The sequence below is a fragment of the Bacillus sp. FSL L8-0099 genome (assembly GCF_038006385.1).
Lineage (GTDB): Bacteria > Bacillota > Bacilli > Bacillales > Bacillaceae_G > Bacillus_A > Bacillus_A toyonensis.
In genome coordinates this window covers 60,514-77,595 of record NZ_JBBOVC010000002.1, presented here as the reverse complement: position 1 = coordinate 77,595, position 17,082 = coordinate 60,514, and the positions used below count along the sequence as shown (strand labels likewise).

Genomic DNA, 17,082 nt, shown 5'->3' with positions numbered 1-17,082 from the left:
TCTGTGGTGCCGCTCCACTGCGTAATGGTAATGCTGCTACTCATGGTTTATATAGAAAGTATTTGCCACAAGAATTATATGATTTAAAAGAAGAGCTAGAGGAAGCAATTAACAATGATTCTTTATCGATTCTATGGGAAAGTATAATGCTGCAGTACGCTCAAATTATCCATGCTCAACGTATTATGTTTGTTAAAGATAATCAAGATATGACATAGGAGCTCCGTAAGACTAAGGTTGGTGAAAGCGGATTTGAAGAAGAGTGGGGAATTCAATTTGCTTGGGATAAACAGGCTAGTTTCTTAAATGCTCAATCTAAGGCGCTATCTACTTTGTCTGCTCTTATTAGAGATTTTGATAGATTAGCAAATATAGATGATGAGCGACGCGCTAAACTTGAATTTATCCAGGTTCCAATCAACAAAATTAAATCTAATACTAATAATGATGATAACAATATTGAACTAGTTGTCATTGTAGACAATATCAGTGGTGGTTTAAATGTCTAATAAGCAAATCCATGAAATATTTTTACTGGAGTTTCATCAAGGTTGATTAGCTTGTAAATGTGAAGCACTACGCTAGAAGATAGAAGTACCTACAAATTTTACAAAATTTCCTTTGGTGTACCAAGAAGCAAAATATATTTATGATAAAATATAGAAAAAGAAGTTTAAGAAGGGATAATCAAAGTCAAACCAACAATTTATGATGTTGCAGAAAAAGCAGGTGTATCAATAGCGACTGTATCTAAGGTAATTAATTAAACAGGGCGTATTAGTGAAAAAACAATAAACAAAGTAAATAAAGTAATGGATGAATTGCCTTCGGACAACGGGTAGCGTTAGCTACCTAATATGCCCGACCTATAGGATTTCCACATGGTAAGATAATATAAAGGAACATTGAATGTAGGTAAGGGAGGTGAGATGTAAATGCTAGTCAAGAAGGCATACAAGTTCCGTTTGTACCCAAACGAGAGGCAAAAGGAGCTAATAGATAAGACTATAGGGTGTGCGAGATTTGTATTTAATTTTTCTCTAGCAGAACAGAGGAAGAAAGAAAAACTGTGGTTACAGGTTAAAGAACTTGTGCAGGCAGGTATTTCCCTTTTTGAAGAGTACAAAACGGGCCTGTTTAGTAAATACCAAGCGATTCCGAACATTCCGAAACTAAAAAAGAATTACAGTTGGTTAAAGGAAGTGGACAGTACTGCCTTACAGTCTTCTATAGAGGATTTACACGAGGGGTACACAAGATTCTATAAGAAGCAGGGTGGGAAACCTCGATTTAAGTCAAAGAAAAACCCTGTACAGTCTTTTACTTCTAAGAGGGTCAGTAACAATATAGAGGTTATAGAAAACCGAAGTAGACTACCTAAACTGGGGTCTGTTAAGTTCGCTAATTCTCGGGAGGTAGTCGGAGATATTAAGAGGGTAACGGTACGTAAAGCACCTTCTGGACGTTATTACATCTCAGTCCTTACAGACACGGAAGTGGTTCAATTACCTAAAACGGGAAATACCGTAGGTATAGACGTAGGGTTAGTCCGATTTGCAACCTTATCTAATGGAAAAGAGTACGTTCTTCCTACAAGTCCAAAGTTAGAACAAAAACTTATACAATTACAAAAAGTTCTTTCCCGTAGAAAGGTAGGGTCTTCTAACTGGGAAAAACAACGTAAAAAGGTCGCTAGAGTCTATGAAAAGATAAAGAATATGCGAACAGACTACTTACAGAAATTCTCTACCATGATTATCAAAAACCATGATAACATAGGGGTAGAGGACTTGAAAGTAAGTAAAATGGTTAAAGGTAGAAACTTCTCTAAAGAGATAGGTAAAAGAGCCTGGTACTCTTTCAGGGTCATGTTAGAGTATAAAGCCTTGTGGTATGGAAAGAAGGTCATAGCAGTAAACCCACACTGTACCTCACAAACATGTAGTAAATGTGAACATGTCTCTAAAGAGAATAGGAAAAGTCAATCAGAGTTTGAGTGTGTAAGTTGTGGCTACAAAGGTAATGCAGATGTGAATGCAGCTTTGAATATACGGGATTTAGTGTTAGTAGAAATGGGCTGCTAGAAAGAATAGAACCGCCGGGACGGTGGGGATAGCCTAATGAATTAGAAGCCGATAGGCTTCTGTATCTAGGAATCCCCCACTTCAAGGAGCGTTAGCGAGTAAGTGGGGGTAGTTCAAGTAGTACAGACCATCAAACAAAACGTGATCACGAATACATCAATTTATTATTTAAAAAGCAAGTAGATGGCATAATTATTGCAACGGAACTAAATAATCATAAACTTGTTGAAAAATAGTAAATCGAGATTTGCCGCTTGTTTTATTTACCGTAGATCATCCTTTTTTTGTGGATTTAGGCAGGTTCTTATGTGAAATAGCATAAGAGCCTGTTTGCATGTCCTACCTTTTTTTATGTACAATAAGAATAAGAGATGATATAGACAGGGAGAGAAAATCCATGTCCACTAAATTAGTAAATTTACGCATTGATTTTGCTTTTAAACAGTTATTTGGAACGAAGGGAAATGAGGAAATTTTAACGGGTTTCTTAAATGCAATTCTAGAGGAATCCTTAGAAGCATCTATTACATCGCTACAACTAGATGATCCACATCTCCATAAATCTTATGAAGATGATAAGCTATCGATTTTAGACCTATTAGCAACACTAGATAATGGGACGCAAGTAAATATAGAAATTCAGCTTCGAAATACACATGATATGGTGAAGCGATCTTTATACTATTGGAGTAAACTATATACATCCCAAATGCAAGAAGGGATGCCATACCGTTCACTTCGAAAAACAATCACGATTAACTTACTAGACTTTATTTTGTTTCCTCAGGATGATGCATTTCATACCATCGGACAATTATGGAATACAAAAATGAAGCAACTATTAAGTGACGAAATTGAAATCCATTTTGTAGAGATACCGAAATTGGTAAAACAATGGCGTGAAGAAAAAGTAAACCCTTGGGAAAATACATTTGTTCGTTGGATGTTATTATTACCAGCAAATGAAGATGAACATTTAACTCAAACATTGGAGGAGATTGCGATGAATCAAGATCCAATTTTACAAAAGGAAATAAATAAATGGGAAAATATGAGCCACGATTCTTCTTTCCGAACAGCATATGAAGCTCGAGAGAAATTACTTCTAGATGAACAAGCTAAGCTAGCACATGCAGAACAAGAGGGCATGGAAAAAGGCATTGAGCAAGGTAAGATGCAAATGATTCGAGGGATGCATGAAATTGGTGTACCGCTTGAAACTATTGCCAAAGCAAGTAAGTTGAGTGTGGGGGAAATAGAACGTATCTTGAAATTAAAGTAAATATATATGAACCTACAGTACTCATGAATAAAAGAAGGTAGATGCTCATTATCATGGTACGCTTAATAGAAAAGCATTGCTAAAGATTTTGGCAGTGCTTTTTCTTAATCAGTTTTTTGATGTTTTTCATTCTGCTCACAATTATATAGAAAAATTGAAAGAAGAATGTGTAATGAAGTATCTATCCAATTATTATGTGTATCACAATTGGATAGATACTTTTTTATTTATTCCATAATAGGGACAAAAGTAAATGCATCGGATAATTATCATAATGGGAGTATACATATATATCAAATGAAACTTCTATTTAATCATTTAGGATTTAATATTTTCTTAGTTTTGGTAACAGAAATTTATATACTTAAAGTAAAGGGCTTAATTTCAATTAAGGGGGAGGATAATTTGGAGGTGTATAACTCAGCTGCTCCTGCAGAAACAAATAATGAAGAGTTACCATTCGATATTTCCTGGATGACCGATTGGATTGTAGACTGGTTTGGTTCTTTGTTTAATGGTGGCAGTGATGTAATAAAAGATGGGGGAGATAAAATAGATGGTGCAGTCCATGCGAGTGTGCCTGCATTCTTTGATGTTATTTTCCTTATACTTTCTGTAGTAATTTTAATATCATTATTAGTTTTTGGGGCTTCTTTATGGTTTAAACATATAAAGTGGAAAAAAAGATCTATATATTTTGGAGTAGGTTCATTTATTCTCATTCTTTTAATAAGGATTCTACCAGTGTTAATGTTGACGACACGTTCTTTTGATTTTCAAACCTTTATGAGTAATATGGTGGGCTTAATTACTTCTATAATTTTAGGAACAGCTGTATTAATGTTTTTGATATCCTTAGCATTAGGTATGCTTTATAAGAAATTTGAACATCCCAAATATGGAAAATGGAGTTCAAGTTTGAGATATAGTTCAATTTTTATATTTGTAATGACATTGTTAGTACCGGCCTTACTGCGTCATTTATAATCTTGTTTTATATAAGGAGAAGGAGGAATAGTGCAGGTAATTTCTATAATGTTTCTGTGTAATTATGCTAGTGCTCGTCCTCCTATAGATTTCTGAGTTAAGTCTAATACATTAAAAAGAATTTTGTTGTATGAAGTTTTGGCAAAGGGGGAGAGGTACTAGTGACTACTTTTGTTGTAATGGTGAGTATATTCTTAATTCTGTTTGTAATTGGTCCCAAAGCGACTAAGAGAAAAGAAGAAAGAGATAGAATTGAAAAAGAACATAAAGAGAAAATGGAGGCTTTAGAGGAAGAAAAGATTGACTTAGATATTAATGGGACTAAAGTACGATTACACAAGAAGCCAAAGCTAAAGAAAAGTATATATAAAATAAAGGGTAACAGGTAATTACTCAGTTTTATCATTTTAGCCAAGAAGACTCCTTCCTCAAGGAACGCGAAGTGAGTAGGTGGGAGATGAATTGGCTTCGGACAAGGGATGGCAGGAAGCCATCTTAATTGTTCGACATACATAAACTGTTACTTCACTACCTATCGAATGTACGTTTGTTGTATGATAGGCGTATATCGAAATGGGGGGTAGTTCAAGAATATTAAAAAGGCTCATATGGAGATTAATGATGTAATTAATAAAGAGCATTATAACTTAAAGAATAATATTTCTTACTTAAGTGAGAAAGAAATAATTGATAATCATAAAAAGCTCAGTCTTGAAAAACTTATTAAGCTTCGTTTTGAAACACTAACTAGTTATTATAATGATAGAGAAAAGGAGTTAATAAATCTTATAACTGAAAGTGAAACAACAATTGGAGCAATCTAAGCCATAATGAAAATATAATTTAAAAAAGATATTCACCTAATAATGCTTGCCAAATTACTGGAGAGGTAACTGAGAGAAATATAACTTTAGCAGATGGAAAAATTACATTAAGTCCTAATGGAGCTAGACATTTAGCTGAAGAATTAGAAAAATTTTTGGTGAAATAGGTTTAATATCCTAAAGATTTCATTTGCAGCAAGTACCATCTGTAAAAATAGATTGTTTACTAGGATAGAATGGTATTTTAAAAAATTGAGTGAATTTCTAATAATCAAGACCTAAAATGAATAGGCTTAGATAAATTAAAGGACATTACATATCTAATATGTAATGTCCTTTCTTATGTACATAAAGCACACATTACTTTAGGTACATTTATTCACAATTCCCTTCTTTTAAACAAATTTCGATGAATGCAAAAATATTCTTTGCCTCGATAGCACGCCTTCCCCAGTCATGGTAATAGTATAAAACCTGTCCTGTAAACCCAACTTCAGATGGATCTGTATCAATGCAAAGGTAATCTCCGCCACCATTTTCTGCAATTGGAATCCACTTAGAATTCCAAAGAGCTGGTTTAAGCTCTTTTTCGATATCTGGCTCTAAATCATCATCAGGGTCGAATTCTTCCTGTAAAAATTTCCAATTTGCTATAATTTCAGAAATGGGAGACAGAGTCAAATTTCTTACAAATGGATTCACCCCGGGGTCCCAAATTTGTCCGTTATATACTCTGTAAAAGCTCTTCATTTCTTCAGGGAGTGTAAGCCCCAGTGTATCCTCAATAAGTTGAAAATCTTCATCACTTGCACCTGGCTGAAGATTTAACGATTCTTTAAAGTTACCTTCAGAATCTGATCCTCTTTTGATAATACGTTGCCACAACCATTCAGCTTGATTTATCATGCTATTTATCCACCTCTTACGTCTCAAAGATAATACCTTCACTACAGGATTGGAGACTATGAATATCTTTATTTTATAGTCTTTTTAAATTTACGACCAAAAGTAATTAACATACCTGCAAGGATTGCTAATATGCCTACAGCGGTACCATTATTTGAATTTGCACCTGTTTTTGGAAGCTCTTTAATGGTATCTTTTTTATTATCCAAATTACTACTAGTGTTGTTATTGACAGAGATGTTTCCGGTAGTAGTATTACTATTGTCAGGACCTTCTCCAGAATTAGTATTGTTACTACTATTATCAGAACCATTTCCAGAATTAGAGTTGTTATTACTATTATCAGAACCGTTTTCAGTGTCTGTATCTTTTACAGTTACTTTTTGTGTGGCCGTTACTTCATTTCCACTTGCATCACGAACTAGAAACTTCACTTCGAAATTACCTGCTTTAGATGTATCAACTTCGCCCAAATGAATTACTTTGTCAGTAATATCGCCATCTTCTTTATCGATAGCTTTAACGCCAGAAAGTGGGTTGTATTTATCGCCGACATGAAGGGTTACTTCAGTAGGTACAGTTAAAACTGGATCTTCATCTTTTGATTCTACTTTTTGTTTCACTGTGACAGTTTGCTTAGCGGTAACAGTATGCCCTTTAGAGTCTTTAACTGTATAAGTTAACTCATAAGTACCAGGTTTAGAAGCATCAACGCTGCCATCAACTGTTACTTTATCAGTAATATCACCATCTTCATTATCAATAGCTTTAACGCCAGAAAGTGGATTGAATTTATCCCCTACATTAATCGTTGTTCTAGTAGGTACTGTTAATTTCGGTTCCATATCGGGAGTTTCTTCATTTTCTTTTACAATTACAGATTGTGTAGCTGTCGCATTAACTCCTTTAGAATCGACAACCCAATATTCTACAATGTATTTACCAGGTTTAGAAGTATCTACATTACCTTTATATTTAATTTTATTAGTTAAATTACCATCTTCCTTATCAGATGCAGATACACCAGCCATTGGATCAAATTTTTCACCGACACGAAGTGTAGTAGTAAATGGCACAGTTAATACAGGTGCTTTATTTGTTGTTTCTACTTTCTGTTTCACAGTTACAGTTTGTTTAGCGATAACAGTATGCCCTTTAGAGTCTAAAACAGTATAAGTTAACTCGTAAGTACCAGGTTTAGAAGCATTTACGCTGCCATCGACTGTTATTTTAGAAGTAATATCACCATCTTCTTTATCGGTAGCAGAAACACCAGCCATTGGATCAAATTTATCTCCTATATTGATAGTAGCTTCAGCAGGTACCGTTAAAACTGGGACTTCATCTTTAGGCTCTACTTTCTGTTTCACAGTTACAGTTTGTTTAGTGGTAACCTTATGCTCTTTAGAGTCTAAAACAGTATAAGTTAACTCGTAAGTACCAGGTTTAGAAGTATCTACGCTACCATCAACTGTTACTTTAGAGGTAATGTCGCCATCTTCTTTATCAGTAGCAGAAACACCAGCCATTGGATCAAATTTATCTCCCACATTAATTGTTGTTTTAGTAGGTGCAGTTAATTTTGGTTCCATATCGGGAGTTTCTTCATTTTCTTTCACAATTACAGATTGTGTAGCTGTCGCATTAACTCCTTTAGAATCAACAACCCAATATTCTACAATGTATTTACCAGGTTTAGAAGTATCTACATTACCTTTATATTTAACTTTATTAGTTAAATTGCCATCTTCCTTATCAGTTGCAGAAACACCAGCCATTGGATCAAACTCTTCACCAACATGAAGTGTAGTAGTAAATGGCACAGTTAATACAGGTACTTCATTTTTTGTTCCTTCCGTCTCTTTAACCTTAACTGGTTGTTTCCTAACTATTGTAAGACCCTTAGAATTAGTAACCGTGTAAGTTACCTCATAAGTACCAGGTTTAGAAGTATCTACATTACCATCAACTTTTATTTTAGAAGTAATGTCACCGTCTTTTTCATCAATAGCCGATACTCCTGTCATTGGGTCAAATTTATCTCCTACATTAATCGATACTCTATAAGGTAATCTTAATATAGGTTTCTCCCCCCTTTTAACCCATACATGTACCTGTTTAATTACTGAAAAACCTCTAGAATTAGTAACCGTATAATCTAAATTATACCCGCCTGGCTCAAAAGGATTTACTTCACCAACTATGTTTATTTTATCAGTAATATCTCCATCTTTTGAATCATAAGCTGACACTTCCGCCATTGGATCAAATGGATCTCCTACATATATCGTAGTATCATAATTTATATCCATGCTCGGAAATAAGCTTTCTGGACGTTCTTCTTTCTTGTCTTTTGCTTTTTCCTGTACTGGCTCAGCCGTTTTTAATGTATCTGTCGTTTGTGCACTCGCGTTACTTGCCCCTGCAATCATTGATGTAGCTAATGTTGCTGTTGCTACAAACCCTACTAGTTTTTTTGATTTGGTTGTTGAATTCCCCATTTATATGCCCCTTTTCACTGTTTGAATAATTAGTATTTTTATAATATTCAATGGTATTTTAACATAAGTTATCCATTATATGTATAATTTGATTGAGTTATATCTAAATATTAATATTTTTTAGCTTTAGAGTGTCTCTCTAAGTCCTTATAAATTGAAGGTTAGATTAGAAAGTGTAAAAGGGATATTAGGATTGTTTCTTATTACTGAATAAATGCTTTTTTGAAATGGGGAGATTATACTACATATAAAAAAGCACGAAAGCGGACTAGAATTTGCAAACATATACATGGAACCTTGGCGATGCATCACTAACATTTCACAACGGTACTATGGTTCCATTTCAAAAAGGGGAGCTTGCTACACGACTTGTGACATGATGTATTTTTATTACGATGTTCTTCTACAAGTGCGTCAGGAAACACGTCGTATCTTGGTTCGTAATCATCCAACAGCTCATTATATTAGGGAAGCGATTCATACTATGATCCATCATCCAACAAAGAGAGAAGGATACTTGTTAGAACATACAAGAAGTATTCCTGATTATTTCCGTAAAGTCTGGTATCATCAAATGGAAATTGCTGATTTGTTCTGGCGAGATATGTTTATTTGCATTGAAAAATATCAGTATAAGGTAAAGAAATCCTATGAAGAAACGGTAATAGAAACTACAGAATATAAAGTAACCATTGGTTCTATTCCAGCTGATTCAGAATCCAATAGTAATTTTGTTTGGTATATTAATGGGATAACGCAAGAGAAATTACAAGAACTTGCAACAATCGTTCAGAATTTTACAGAGGATACCATTCAGCTATACAATCACGGCGTAGAAAAGGAAATAAGATAACATAAGAATAGAGAACAAGTTTCGATTATGCTTTTTTAAACTTGTTCTCTATTCTTGTTTTAATATGAAGAGTATTTGTAATAATTCCATTAAACTTTATTTTAAATTTACATGAAAGTACTTTCATTATAGGACTGTTTACGTCTAAAATAGCGTAGTTTAATAAATGAAACTATTGACATTGAATTATATTTCTTTTTGATATGTGACAGGATACTTAGATAAGTATTTATTTCATTGTTATAGCTTTCATTTTGTTTACTTAGAAATGTGAAATACATCTCAGATATTTTACTTTCGGTGTCTGTACAGAACTTTTGAAAATCATTTTGTTCTACTTTTAGATTAAAGAAACCATTTTTTACGATAAATCCAACTTTAGTATAAAAACCTATTAGATATTCTTCATCGAAGGCCGTACTAATCATTCCATTAAAGCGGAGTTCATAACCAGGATAGCTAAAATATGTCCATCTGTATATGGAGTATACCATAGCAGTTCCAACCCCATTTCCTATAGGGGTTGCATCTAAACTTGTAATAGTAATTTCAATTTTTTTTTCAGAATGCTCTTTATGAATACGACATGAAGCAGTTCCAACCCTGGAATTATTCACAAGGTCGTGAAACTCCATGTCGAAGGAGATATGGTCAAAATCACATCGTTCTGTAATACTAGTAAATGAACATTTTAATTTCTGGCCATTGGTAGTCATAATGATCGGAAGTGTAGTTAACATAGAATAAATTACACCCTTTCTAAATATTAGTTAATCCCGCGATTTGTGATTAGTGAAACTCCTAGCATAAAATTGGGCGAAGTAAAGAAGTTAGGCGGGGGATTAGCTGCTAGTAAAAGTTTAATGGATTCAGTTGAATATATGATCTTAAAAGGCATATAAATCAAATTTAATATAATAAAAAAAGAGCCATGTATGAGGTATGGCCCTTTATAAGTATTAAAATGTTTCTCCGTGTTCTCTCATTACGTAATGGATAGAGCTATCCTGTACTTTGGGTGCAAATGTTTCTCCGTGTTCAGCATTTTGTATTGTGTTGTTTGAAGTAAAACCAAAAACGGCTACTAATCCTAGAGTGATACCTAAAACTTGAATTACTTTCTTCATTATTTTAGTGCCTCCTTTTTACGTAGTTTTTCTTCGGCTTCGTGTGACTTAAAGAAATATTGGTTTGCTTTATCTTGCTGGTTAGATGAGTAGAATTTTAAAGCCAATTGTTTCGAGTAGTCATGAACGAACCCTAATAAACCTTCTTGTTCAAAGTACTCAATTCCTTCTGCGATTATATTTTCTGACTTTTCTGTAGAATCTTTTGAGTTTAGTGCGCTTAATATTGAGAAGTGGTGTTTATATTCCGTGTTATTGATACGATTGCATGCCTCTAACCCAGTTTCAATAAATTTTAATGACTCTTCTGTATTTCCGAGTTTGTAGTTTTCTCTTGCAATAAGGAAAATAGCTTTATAACTTTTTTCTGGAGTATCAATAGCTGTTGTTAGGTTTCGTATAGCTGCTTCTGAAAGATCTTGCTCAGCATATAGAAAACCTAAATTATGTCTAATTTTAAGACCTAACATGGTGTTGTGTTTTTTTGTAACGATATCTAAAGCCTTAATAAAATATTCTTCCGCATATTCATATTGTTTAAGTGATGTACATGTTAATCCAAGTATATTATTACAAGCTGCTATATTAAGTTCATACCCTGTTTCAGGTTCGTAGAATTTTAAAGCGCGGTTCGCATATTTAACTGCTTCTAAAGGGTGCCTTACCTGATAGTAAAATGCTGCTGCTTTATAATAGAATTCAGCTTTCTCAATCTCATCAGGGATATTTGCGATTAACTGTTTGGCTTTATCGAAATATTCACCAGCCTTTTTATATTCTCCAATTTCTGTGTTATGAATTGCTTTAAAGAAGTTATAGTAGTAATTCAAAAGTTCTTCACTTGGTTTATTAAAATCTTCAATTTTTTCAAGCGATTTTTTAGAGCCTTCATAATCCTTGTTAAGCATATTATGTCTAAACTCTAATAAAGAGTAGTATAAAAGCACGTTTTTGTTTTCTTCAATTTTATCAATCTTATTTTTTATTTCTCCAAATAAATTAGTTGATTGTTCATGATCAAGTTCGCGAATAGAGTCATGCCAGTTACTTAAAAGCTCTGTAATTTCACTTAATGTTACAGTTGCTGCTCCCATATAAACCCCTCCTATTATATATTGTGCGATTTCTCATTATTGCATCAAAATTGTTAATATTTAGGTATCTAGAAAAATATTTCTCAACAATTTTTTATTGACTTCTCTGGAAAAAAGTATTGTTTTCGAGTTTTTCAGACTGTAACATCTACGAATAAAATCAGAAAATTTTCTTGTGAAGATAATTGACCTTAGCAGAATGGAGAGCAGGATAATTAAATATGACCTAGCTTTGAATACGCCTGGTTCTTTTTAAGAATAGGTTGATATTATTTTACTGTCGCTTAGTTTCGTAGAATTATTTGTATATATTTAAAGTGAAGGACAAGTTACCGATAGTAACCCGTTAGATAAAGAGTTATTTTTATATTTATAATTAAAGGGGGGATCTGTAGAAAAGTGAATCTAGTTTTGTATGCGATTCTCATGATAATTATAGGGATAATTTTTAATCTAGGGATTCTGTTTTGGGGAAGTGTAAGGAGAAATTACAAAAAGCAACATTTGTATAATACTAATCTTAAGAAAAGGGAGAAATGACATTTGTCTATTTTTGATAGATTATTATTTTTTTATGTTTTAAGCATGGTTGCTTTATTATTCTGTGATGTTTTAGGAATTAATGTGTTTTTTAGTTTTTCTACAATGATAATAAATATGGTTTGTTCATGTTATCTATATATTCATTATGTGAAAAGAAGGAATAGAGAAGTCCATTATGTTATTTAAAAGTAACTGGTAGAAATTTGTGAACATACTTAGTAGTCAATTCTGAGAATAATAATTGTGGGGGAAAAAGATGAAATGGGGAATAGAAGCAATAAAAAGTTATGAATTAAATTGTAATGGTTTAGATCGTTTTACTTTTTTAGGGGAAGAATACCAAAGTACCAATTGGAGTTACTTATCCCTCTCTCATCTTCAAAATTTCTTGGAAACATCGGGTTTGGATAGAGATATGATTTTAGAACTGCTGCCAATTAATTTTAAAGGCATTGTATGGAATTTTCTCGAAAGCGAGGACTTGGAATTTCTAAATACTTTAACGAACCCTAATAGATGTTTGGAAATTTTAGATAGGTATAACTTAATGGATTCTGCAGCAGCTTATACACCAAGCATGGAATATAAACTGAGATGGTTAAAAGAGCGCTGGGTGAAAGGATATTATGTTTTCGCCAACTGTTAAGATAAGACTTGAATAATAGAAAGGAGGATACAATTGAGAGGCCCAACTCATGTAGCAGCAGGAGCAGCTTTCGCTTTAATTGCACATAATTATGCGGGAATTGGGGATGACCCATATTTATTAACGGCCACATCAATAATTGGAGCATTAATACCAGATATTTGTCATCAAGGATCTACTTTAGGAAGAAAAATACCTTTATTATCTTGGGGTATCAATAAAACTTTTGGTCACCGAACAATAACACATAGTCTAATCTTTTTGTTTGGTATAACGGCATTTCTTAAGTACCTAGTTCCTCAGTACCCCATAATATATATAGGAATGTTTATTGGAGTATTAAGTCATTTAGTGTTAGATGCCCCTACTCCAAGTGGGATTCAATTGCTTTATCCTTTGAAAATGAAAATAAGATTTCCGATATATACAAGAACAGGAAGTATGATTGAATATATATTTTTCTTTTCACTTATTGTAATTGACATAACTTTAATTGGAGGTTCTTTTAAAATTACATGAAACATAGGGAAGAAATAAAGCACTCGAACAGCTATTTAATGTTCAAGTGCTTTTTTATGTAGAGTCTAGATTTTAATTAATGATGAGATAACTTTATATCTTATTTATACAAATTATGATATGGTACAATATGTTAATTAAATACAATTTTTTCTAAGGGGATGGGGCATAGTGAAAGCAAAGAAACTAGTAACGTTTGCGATACCGTTCATGCTATTGGCAGGTTGTGGTACCGATAAAACAGACGCAAAGCCAAAAGAAAAAGTAGAATCTAAATCAGAAACGAAAGAAAAGCTGTCAAAAGAGAAGTATCCAACTCGAATGACTGGTTTATCTTCTGAGTTAGTGCAGAAAATTACAGTAATAACTGAGATAGCTATGGATAAAACTAAAAAGGAAACTGACTTAAAGAAAGAAATTCTAAAAGAAGAGTCTGAGTTGCAAAAGATTATCGCTAAGTTTAAGAAGATAGACCCACCAAAAGAGTTTGAAGACGCTCATAAAGAGATTTTAAAAGCAGTAGACTGTTATAGTGAAGCCTATGCACTTCAAGTAGAAATTATGAAGGGTAAAGGAAAAGTAACAGACGAAGATAGAGAAAAGTCTAAAAAGTCAATGGACTTGATTAATGAGGGTAACAAGTACTGGCATAAAGGATTCGACCCTATTGAATCCCATAATGAGAAGGAAGCAAAAGCCTTAGGTTTCGATGTAGATACGAAGACCGACTCTAAGTCGTCAACTACTTCTGATAATGGTAACGTACAAATATCCGCAGACGGTAACGAGTTAATCGGTTCTTGGGGTAGTTACAAAGGTTCTGAGTTTCGTAAGGGTTTAGACTTTAGACAAGATAAGTCATTCACGGCTTATGATGACACTGGTAAATCTTCTTATGAAGACAACCATATGACAGGAACATGGTTATACAATAAAGACAGTAATAAAGTAACTTTGATTCCTACTGAATTTGTTAAAGACGGTAAGAAGATAGATGCTAGACAAATGAATGCGGTAGTAGATTATACTGTTGAGTTCTTGAGAGCAGGTTCTTTAAGAATGGTAGATAGTAAAGGTAACAAATTAGAAGTAGAGAGACAGAAGTAAAATTGAAATAAAGTCGAACTGTTTATAAAAAAGCTGAACCACTAGATTCCTTTGTATAAAAGGAATCTTTTTTTGTGCTTATTTTTAATTACAATGTTCTTATAGGGTATTACTTTTGTTACAAGTAATGAGGCAAAATACGAAAGAGGTGTGGATTTGAAATAAAGTTTAATCGTTTTGAAAATTTATTTCCAACCAATAATATTACTAATATGTATCAACGTAAAAATTTCTTAAATAATTACTTATATAAGTCCAAACAAAAAAACTCTGTAAAATTATTACAGAGTTTTATCTCGAATTTTCATTTATTATTTACTTGGTGATAACGTCAAATCTCCAAATTTCTTTTTAATAGCTGAAGTCGTTGCTTTAAATTTATATTCATCACCATCTTTTTCTACTTCAAATACAATTGGATCTTTCCCATCTTCTTCTAAACTAATTTCATCTTTGTTAATTTTATATGTAAAACCTCTTGTGAAAGCCCCTATCTTGAAAGAAACTGTATTTTTAGCGAATTCTGCTGTATATGATTCGCCATTGGTAGCAACGACATTCCATTTTTTAGATTGCAAATCATCTGATGGATCTTTACCACAAGCACTTAACCCCATAATTGCTATAACTATTAATAAAACATAAATACTTTTTCTTTTTAAATCCTTCATACTCTTTTCTTTATCCCCCTTTAAATAACAAAAGAATATGCTTTAGCCTTTTAAAAGCTGAAAGTCATACTCTTTCTATATTTCCCCTAAAATATCTTTCTATGTATATTATTTTACAATAAATTACAAAAATAGTCCAAATATTCATATATTTTCGTAGTAAGTTTCACAAAAACTCTTCAACTTGCATCAAGAATATGAAACGATTCTCGCGAAAGGATAAGAAGCAAATAAATTATTAAAGAGTTGTAACCCCTACTATAAGAAATACTATTATTACCAAGGGAAGAATGATAATTATAAAGGACACTATTATTGTTAATAATGCTTTCCATGCTGAAAATTGGTGTGCTTCCCCTAAACATTTTAAGGAAATAATGATTGTCCAAATTCCAATAACTATATCAATTATGGCAAAAATAAGAAATAAAATCGTTAAGGTTATGCTGCTATCCATTTCCGGTGTCTCACTCGTAAAGTTTTCTATCCCAAACAAGAAAAATGAAGGCACCCAAACTAATATAAGAGAATAAACGTAAGGGATATAAGAATAGGCAACTGAGTAACGTGTTTTTTCAAAGGTACCTTGTCCACCAAGTTTTTTTGCCACCCAATTGAATAACGCTGGTAGCAAAAAATAATAAGTTAAGAAAACAACGAAGGTACCGAATATAACTATTGAGATTATTGAAAATGGACTACTTATTGAATCCGCCACATTTTTAGAAGATGCTCGATCTAAAGTCTGTACGAATGAGCCTAATAAAATGAGTAAAAACACATTCTTAGGTTTGGATATAAAAATTTCTTTCATTGTATCACGTGGTTTTGTCCAAATGGAGAACCAAGGATTAAGTGCATGTTTAAATTGATTTTCTGGAGTTTCCATATAAAAAACATTCCCCCTTTCTTAAAATATATTAAATATAATTTCCTAATTATCCCAGTTATGTACATGGAAATATTAAAGCATAAATAGTCGATTATTTAAATATAAATTTTCAATCATTTAATTTCATTTCATCTGAAACTTAGGGGGAGTGCTTCTTAGCAATTATCTCTATTTGTCTTGCATTTTTAACTATGGGCTGAGTAATTACAATATTTGTACACTAATTCACAACAACGAATCTATTTTTGACCAATCTTTTTTTGAATATGAAGAGTTCTTCTTTATTGAACTAACCCACATTCACTTCGTTTAGAAGAGGGGGATTCCTAAGTAAAGAGTTCTATCGAACTCTAATTTATTAGGCTATCTCCACAGTCCTTGCGGTTAGAAGCCTTATCGCTTCATTTTTTAGATTAATACTTGCGTTAATATCCCTATCATGATGTGTATGACAAGAAGGGCAATCCCATTTACGTAGATTTAGATTTTTAACGTCTTTATTTTGATACCCACAACAAGGACATAATTGGCTTGAAGCAAATGTTTTCGATACGACAATGAATTGTTTGCCATACCATTTTGCTTTATATTCCAACATGGTTCGAAATTGTGACCATGATACCTCACTAATCGCTTTTGCTAACTTATGATTCTTTAACATATTCGATACTTGCAAATCCTCTATACCAATAACATCGTGGTTTTTGATGATTTCAGTCGAGATTTTTTTCAAGTAATCTTTTCTAGCATTCGTCATGTATTCATGAATTCTAGCTACTTTTAATCGTTGTTTATTCCAGCGAGAAGATCCTTTCATTCTTCTAGAAAGAACACAAATCTTTGTAAGTGAACCTATTAGTATTAATTTCTAGATTCATATACTTTTATGAAAATACATGAAGTAAATTCTATTTAATCTTATTTGTTTTGAGGGAATTATAATGTATAATAAAAGTAGGTGCAAAATGTACCATTTGAAAAAGAGTGCATTGCAAAAAAGGAATCCGTCAAGGATTCCTTTTTTGTTTTTTAAAAATGCAGCAACG

The 17,082-nt window shown here is 32.8% G+C and carries 16 protein-coding genes and 5 pseudogenes; 13 read left to right on the top strand and 8 right to left on the bottom strand.

The annotated features are described in order from the left end of the window. Positions 1-5 precede the first annotated feature (5 nt). The 9 genes and pseudogenes from terS to MHH42_RS28010 form a co-directional block, all read left to right on the top strand. A pseudogene (gene terS, locus MHH42_RS28050) lies at positions 6-509 on the top strand (phage terminase small subunit); the annotation flags it as partial. Positions 510-686: 177 nt separating this feature from the next. Next, positions 687-764, top strand: a pseudogene (locus MHH42_RS28045) (LacI family DNA-binding transcriptional regulator); the annotation flags it as partial. Positions 765-935: 171 nt separating this feature from the next. Beyond that, entirely contained in the window at positions 936-2,084 is a 1,149-nt protein-coding gene (gene tnpB / locus MHH42_RS28040; RefSeq protein WP_070174267.1) for an IS200/IS605 family element RNA-guided endonuclease TnpB, read from the top strand. Positions 2,085-2,203: 119 nt separating this feature from the next. Next, a pseudogene (locus MHH42_RS28035) lies at positions 2,204-2,364 on the top strand (LacI family transcriptional regulator); the annotation flags it as partial. Positions 2,365-2,481: 117 nt separating this feature from the next. Beyond that, positions 2,482-3,366: an Rpn family recombination-promoting nuclease/putative transposase gene (locus tag MHH42_RS28030; protein ID WP_340894906.1), complete on the top strand. Its 885-nt coding sequence runs from the start codon at positions 2,482-2,484 to the stop codon at positions 3,364-3,366. Positions 3,367-3,753: 387 nt separating this feature from the next. After that, on the top strand, positions 3,754-4,353 hold the full coding sequence (locus MHH42_RS28025) for a hypothetical protein (RefSeq protein ID WP_171903040.1): 600 nt from the start codon (positions 3,754-3,756) through the stop codon (positions 4,351-4,353). A 161-nt stretch (positions 4,354-4,514) separates the two neighbouring features. Beyond that, on the top strand, positions 4,515-4,742 hold the full coding sequence (locus tag MHH42_RS28020) for a hypothetical protein (protein ID WP_000206853.1): 228 nt from the start codon (positions 4,515-4,517) through the stop codon (positions 4,740-4,742). Between the two features lie 219 nt (positions 4,743-4,961). Continuing rightward, entirely contained in the window at positions 4,962-5,177 is a 216-nt protein-coding gene (locus MHH42_RS28015; protein ID WP_070174113.1) for a hypothetical protein, read from the top strand. Between the two features lie 5 nt (positions 5,178-5,182). After that, positions 5,183-5,344, top strand: a pseudogene (locus MHH42_RS28010) (AbrB/MazE/SpoVT family DNA-binding domain-containing protein); the annotation flags it as partial. A 208-nt stretch (positions 5,345-5,552) separates the two neighbouring features. Here the strand turns inward: MHH42_RS28010 and MHH42_RS28005 are convergent. Together MHH42_RS28005 and MHH42_RS28000 are read right to left on the bottom strand one after the other, a co-directional pair. Next, a complete protein-coding gene (locus MHH42_RS28005) occupies positions 5,553-6,083 on the bottom strand; it encodes an SMI1/KNR4 family protein (protein WP_070174114.1) in 531 nt (176 codons plus the stop codon). Between the two features lie 68 nt (positions 6,084-6,151). Continuing rightward, positions 6,152-8,584 (bottom strand): immunoglobulin-like domain-containing protein, encoded by a 2,433-nt coding sequence (locus MHH42_RS28000; RefSeq protein ID WP_340894901.1) that lies wholly within the window; start codon positions 8,582-8,584, stop codon positions 6,152-6,154. Positions 8,585-8,960: 376 nt separating this feature from the next. Here MHH42_RS28000 and MHH42_RS27995 point away from each other — a divergent pair, with 376 nt between their 5' ends. Next, positions 8,961-9,437, top strand: coding sequence for a hypothetical protein (locus MHH42_RS27995; RefSeq protein ID WP_340894898.1), 477 nt, complete (start codon positions 8,961-8,963; stop codon positions 9,435-9,437). Between the two features lie 107 nt (positions 9,438-9,544). On the opposite strand, the gene MHH42_RS27990 is transcribed toward MHH42_RS27995, so the two are convergent. From MHH42_RS27990 to MHH42_RS27980, 3 genes are all read right to left on the bottom strand, one after another. Continuing rightward, entirely contained in the window at positions 9,545-10,177 is a 633-nt protein-coding gene (locus tag MHH42_RS27990; RefSeq protein ID WP_070174116.1) for a hypothetical protein, read from the bottom strand. A 219-nt stretch (positions 10,178-10,396) separates the two neighbouring features. Further along, complete coding sequence (locus tag MHH42_RS27985) at positions 10,397-10,564, bottom strand: hypothetical protein (RefSeq protein ID WP_000755964.1); 168 nt, start codon at positions 10,562-10,564, stop codon at positions 10,397-10,399. After that, positions 10,564-11,658: a Rap family tetratricopeptide repeat protein gene (locus tag MHH42_RS27980; protein ID WP_097926812.1), complete on the bottom strand. Its 1,095-nt coding sequence runs from the start codon at positions 11,656-11,658 to the stop codon at positions 10,564-10,566. Before MHH42_RS27980 ends, MHH42_RS27985 begins: the two co-directional genes overlap by 1 nt. A gap of 799 nt (positions 11,659-12,457) precedes the next feature. Between MHH42_RS27980 and MHH42_RS27975 the strand changes: the two genes are divergently transcribed. The 3 genes from MHH42_RS27975 (at position 12,458) to MHH42_RS27965 (ending at position 14,473) form a co-directional block, all read left to right on the top strand. Next, on the top strand, positions 12,458-12,847 hold the full coding sequence (locus tag MHH42_RS27975; protein WP_070174118.1) for a hypothetical protein: 390 nt from the start codon (positions 12,458-12,460) through the stop codon (positions 12,845-12,847). Positions 12,848-12,880: 33 nt separating this feature from the next. Continuing rightward, positions 12,881-13,366, top strand: a complete 486-nt coding sequence (locus tag MHH42_RS27970) for a metal-dependent hydrolase (RefSeq protein ID WP_340894895.1) — start codon at positions 12,881-12,883, stop codon at positions 13,364-13,366. Positions 13,367-13,537: 171 nt separating this feature from the next. Continuing rightward, positions 13,538-14,473, top strand: coding sequence for a DUF7018 domain-containing (lipo)protein (locus MHH42_RS27965; protein WP_053446183.1), 936 nt, complete (start codon positions 13,538-13,540; stop codon positions 14,471-14,473). Between the two features lie 311 nt (positions 14,474-14,784). On the opposite strand, the gene MHH42_RS27960 is transcribed toward MHH42_RS27965, so the two are convergent. From MHH42_RS27960 to MHH42_RS27950, 3 genes and pseudogenes are all read right to left on the bottom strand, one after another. Further along, complete coding sequence (locus tag MHH42_RS27960) at positions 14,785-15,144, bottom strand: hypothetical protein (RefSeq protein ID WP_000653922.1); 360 nt, start codon at positions 15,142-15,144, stop codon at positions 14,785-14,787. Positions 15,145-15,382: 238 nt separating this feature from the next. Beyond that, a complete protein-coding gene (locus MHH42_RS27955; RefSeq protein ID WP_340894891.1) occupies positions 15,383-16,033 on the bottom strand; it encodes a Yip1 family protein in 651 nt (216 codons plus the stop codon). Positions 16,034-16,394: 361 nt separating this feature from the next. Continuing rightward, a pseudogene (locus MHH42_RS27950) lies at positions 16,395-16,868 on the bottom strand (RNA-guided endonuclease TnpB family protein); the annotation flags it as partial. Positions 16,869-17,082: the final 214 nt, after the last annotated feature.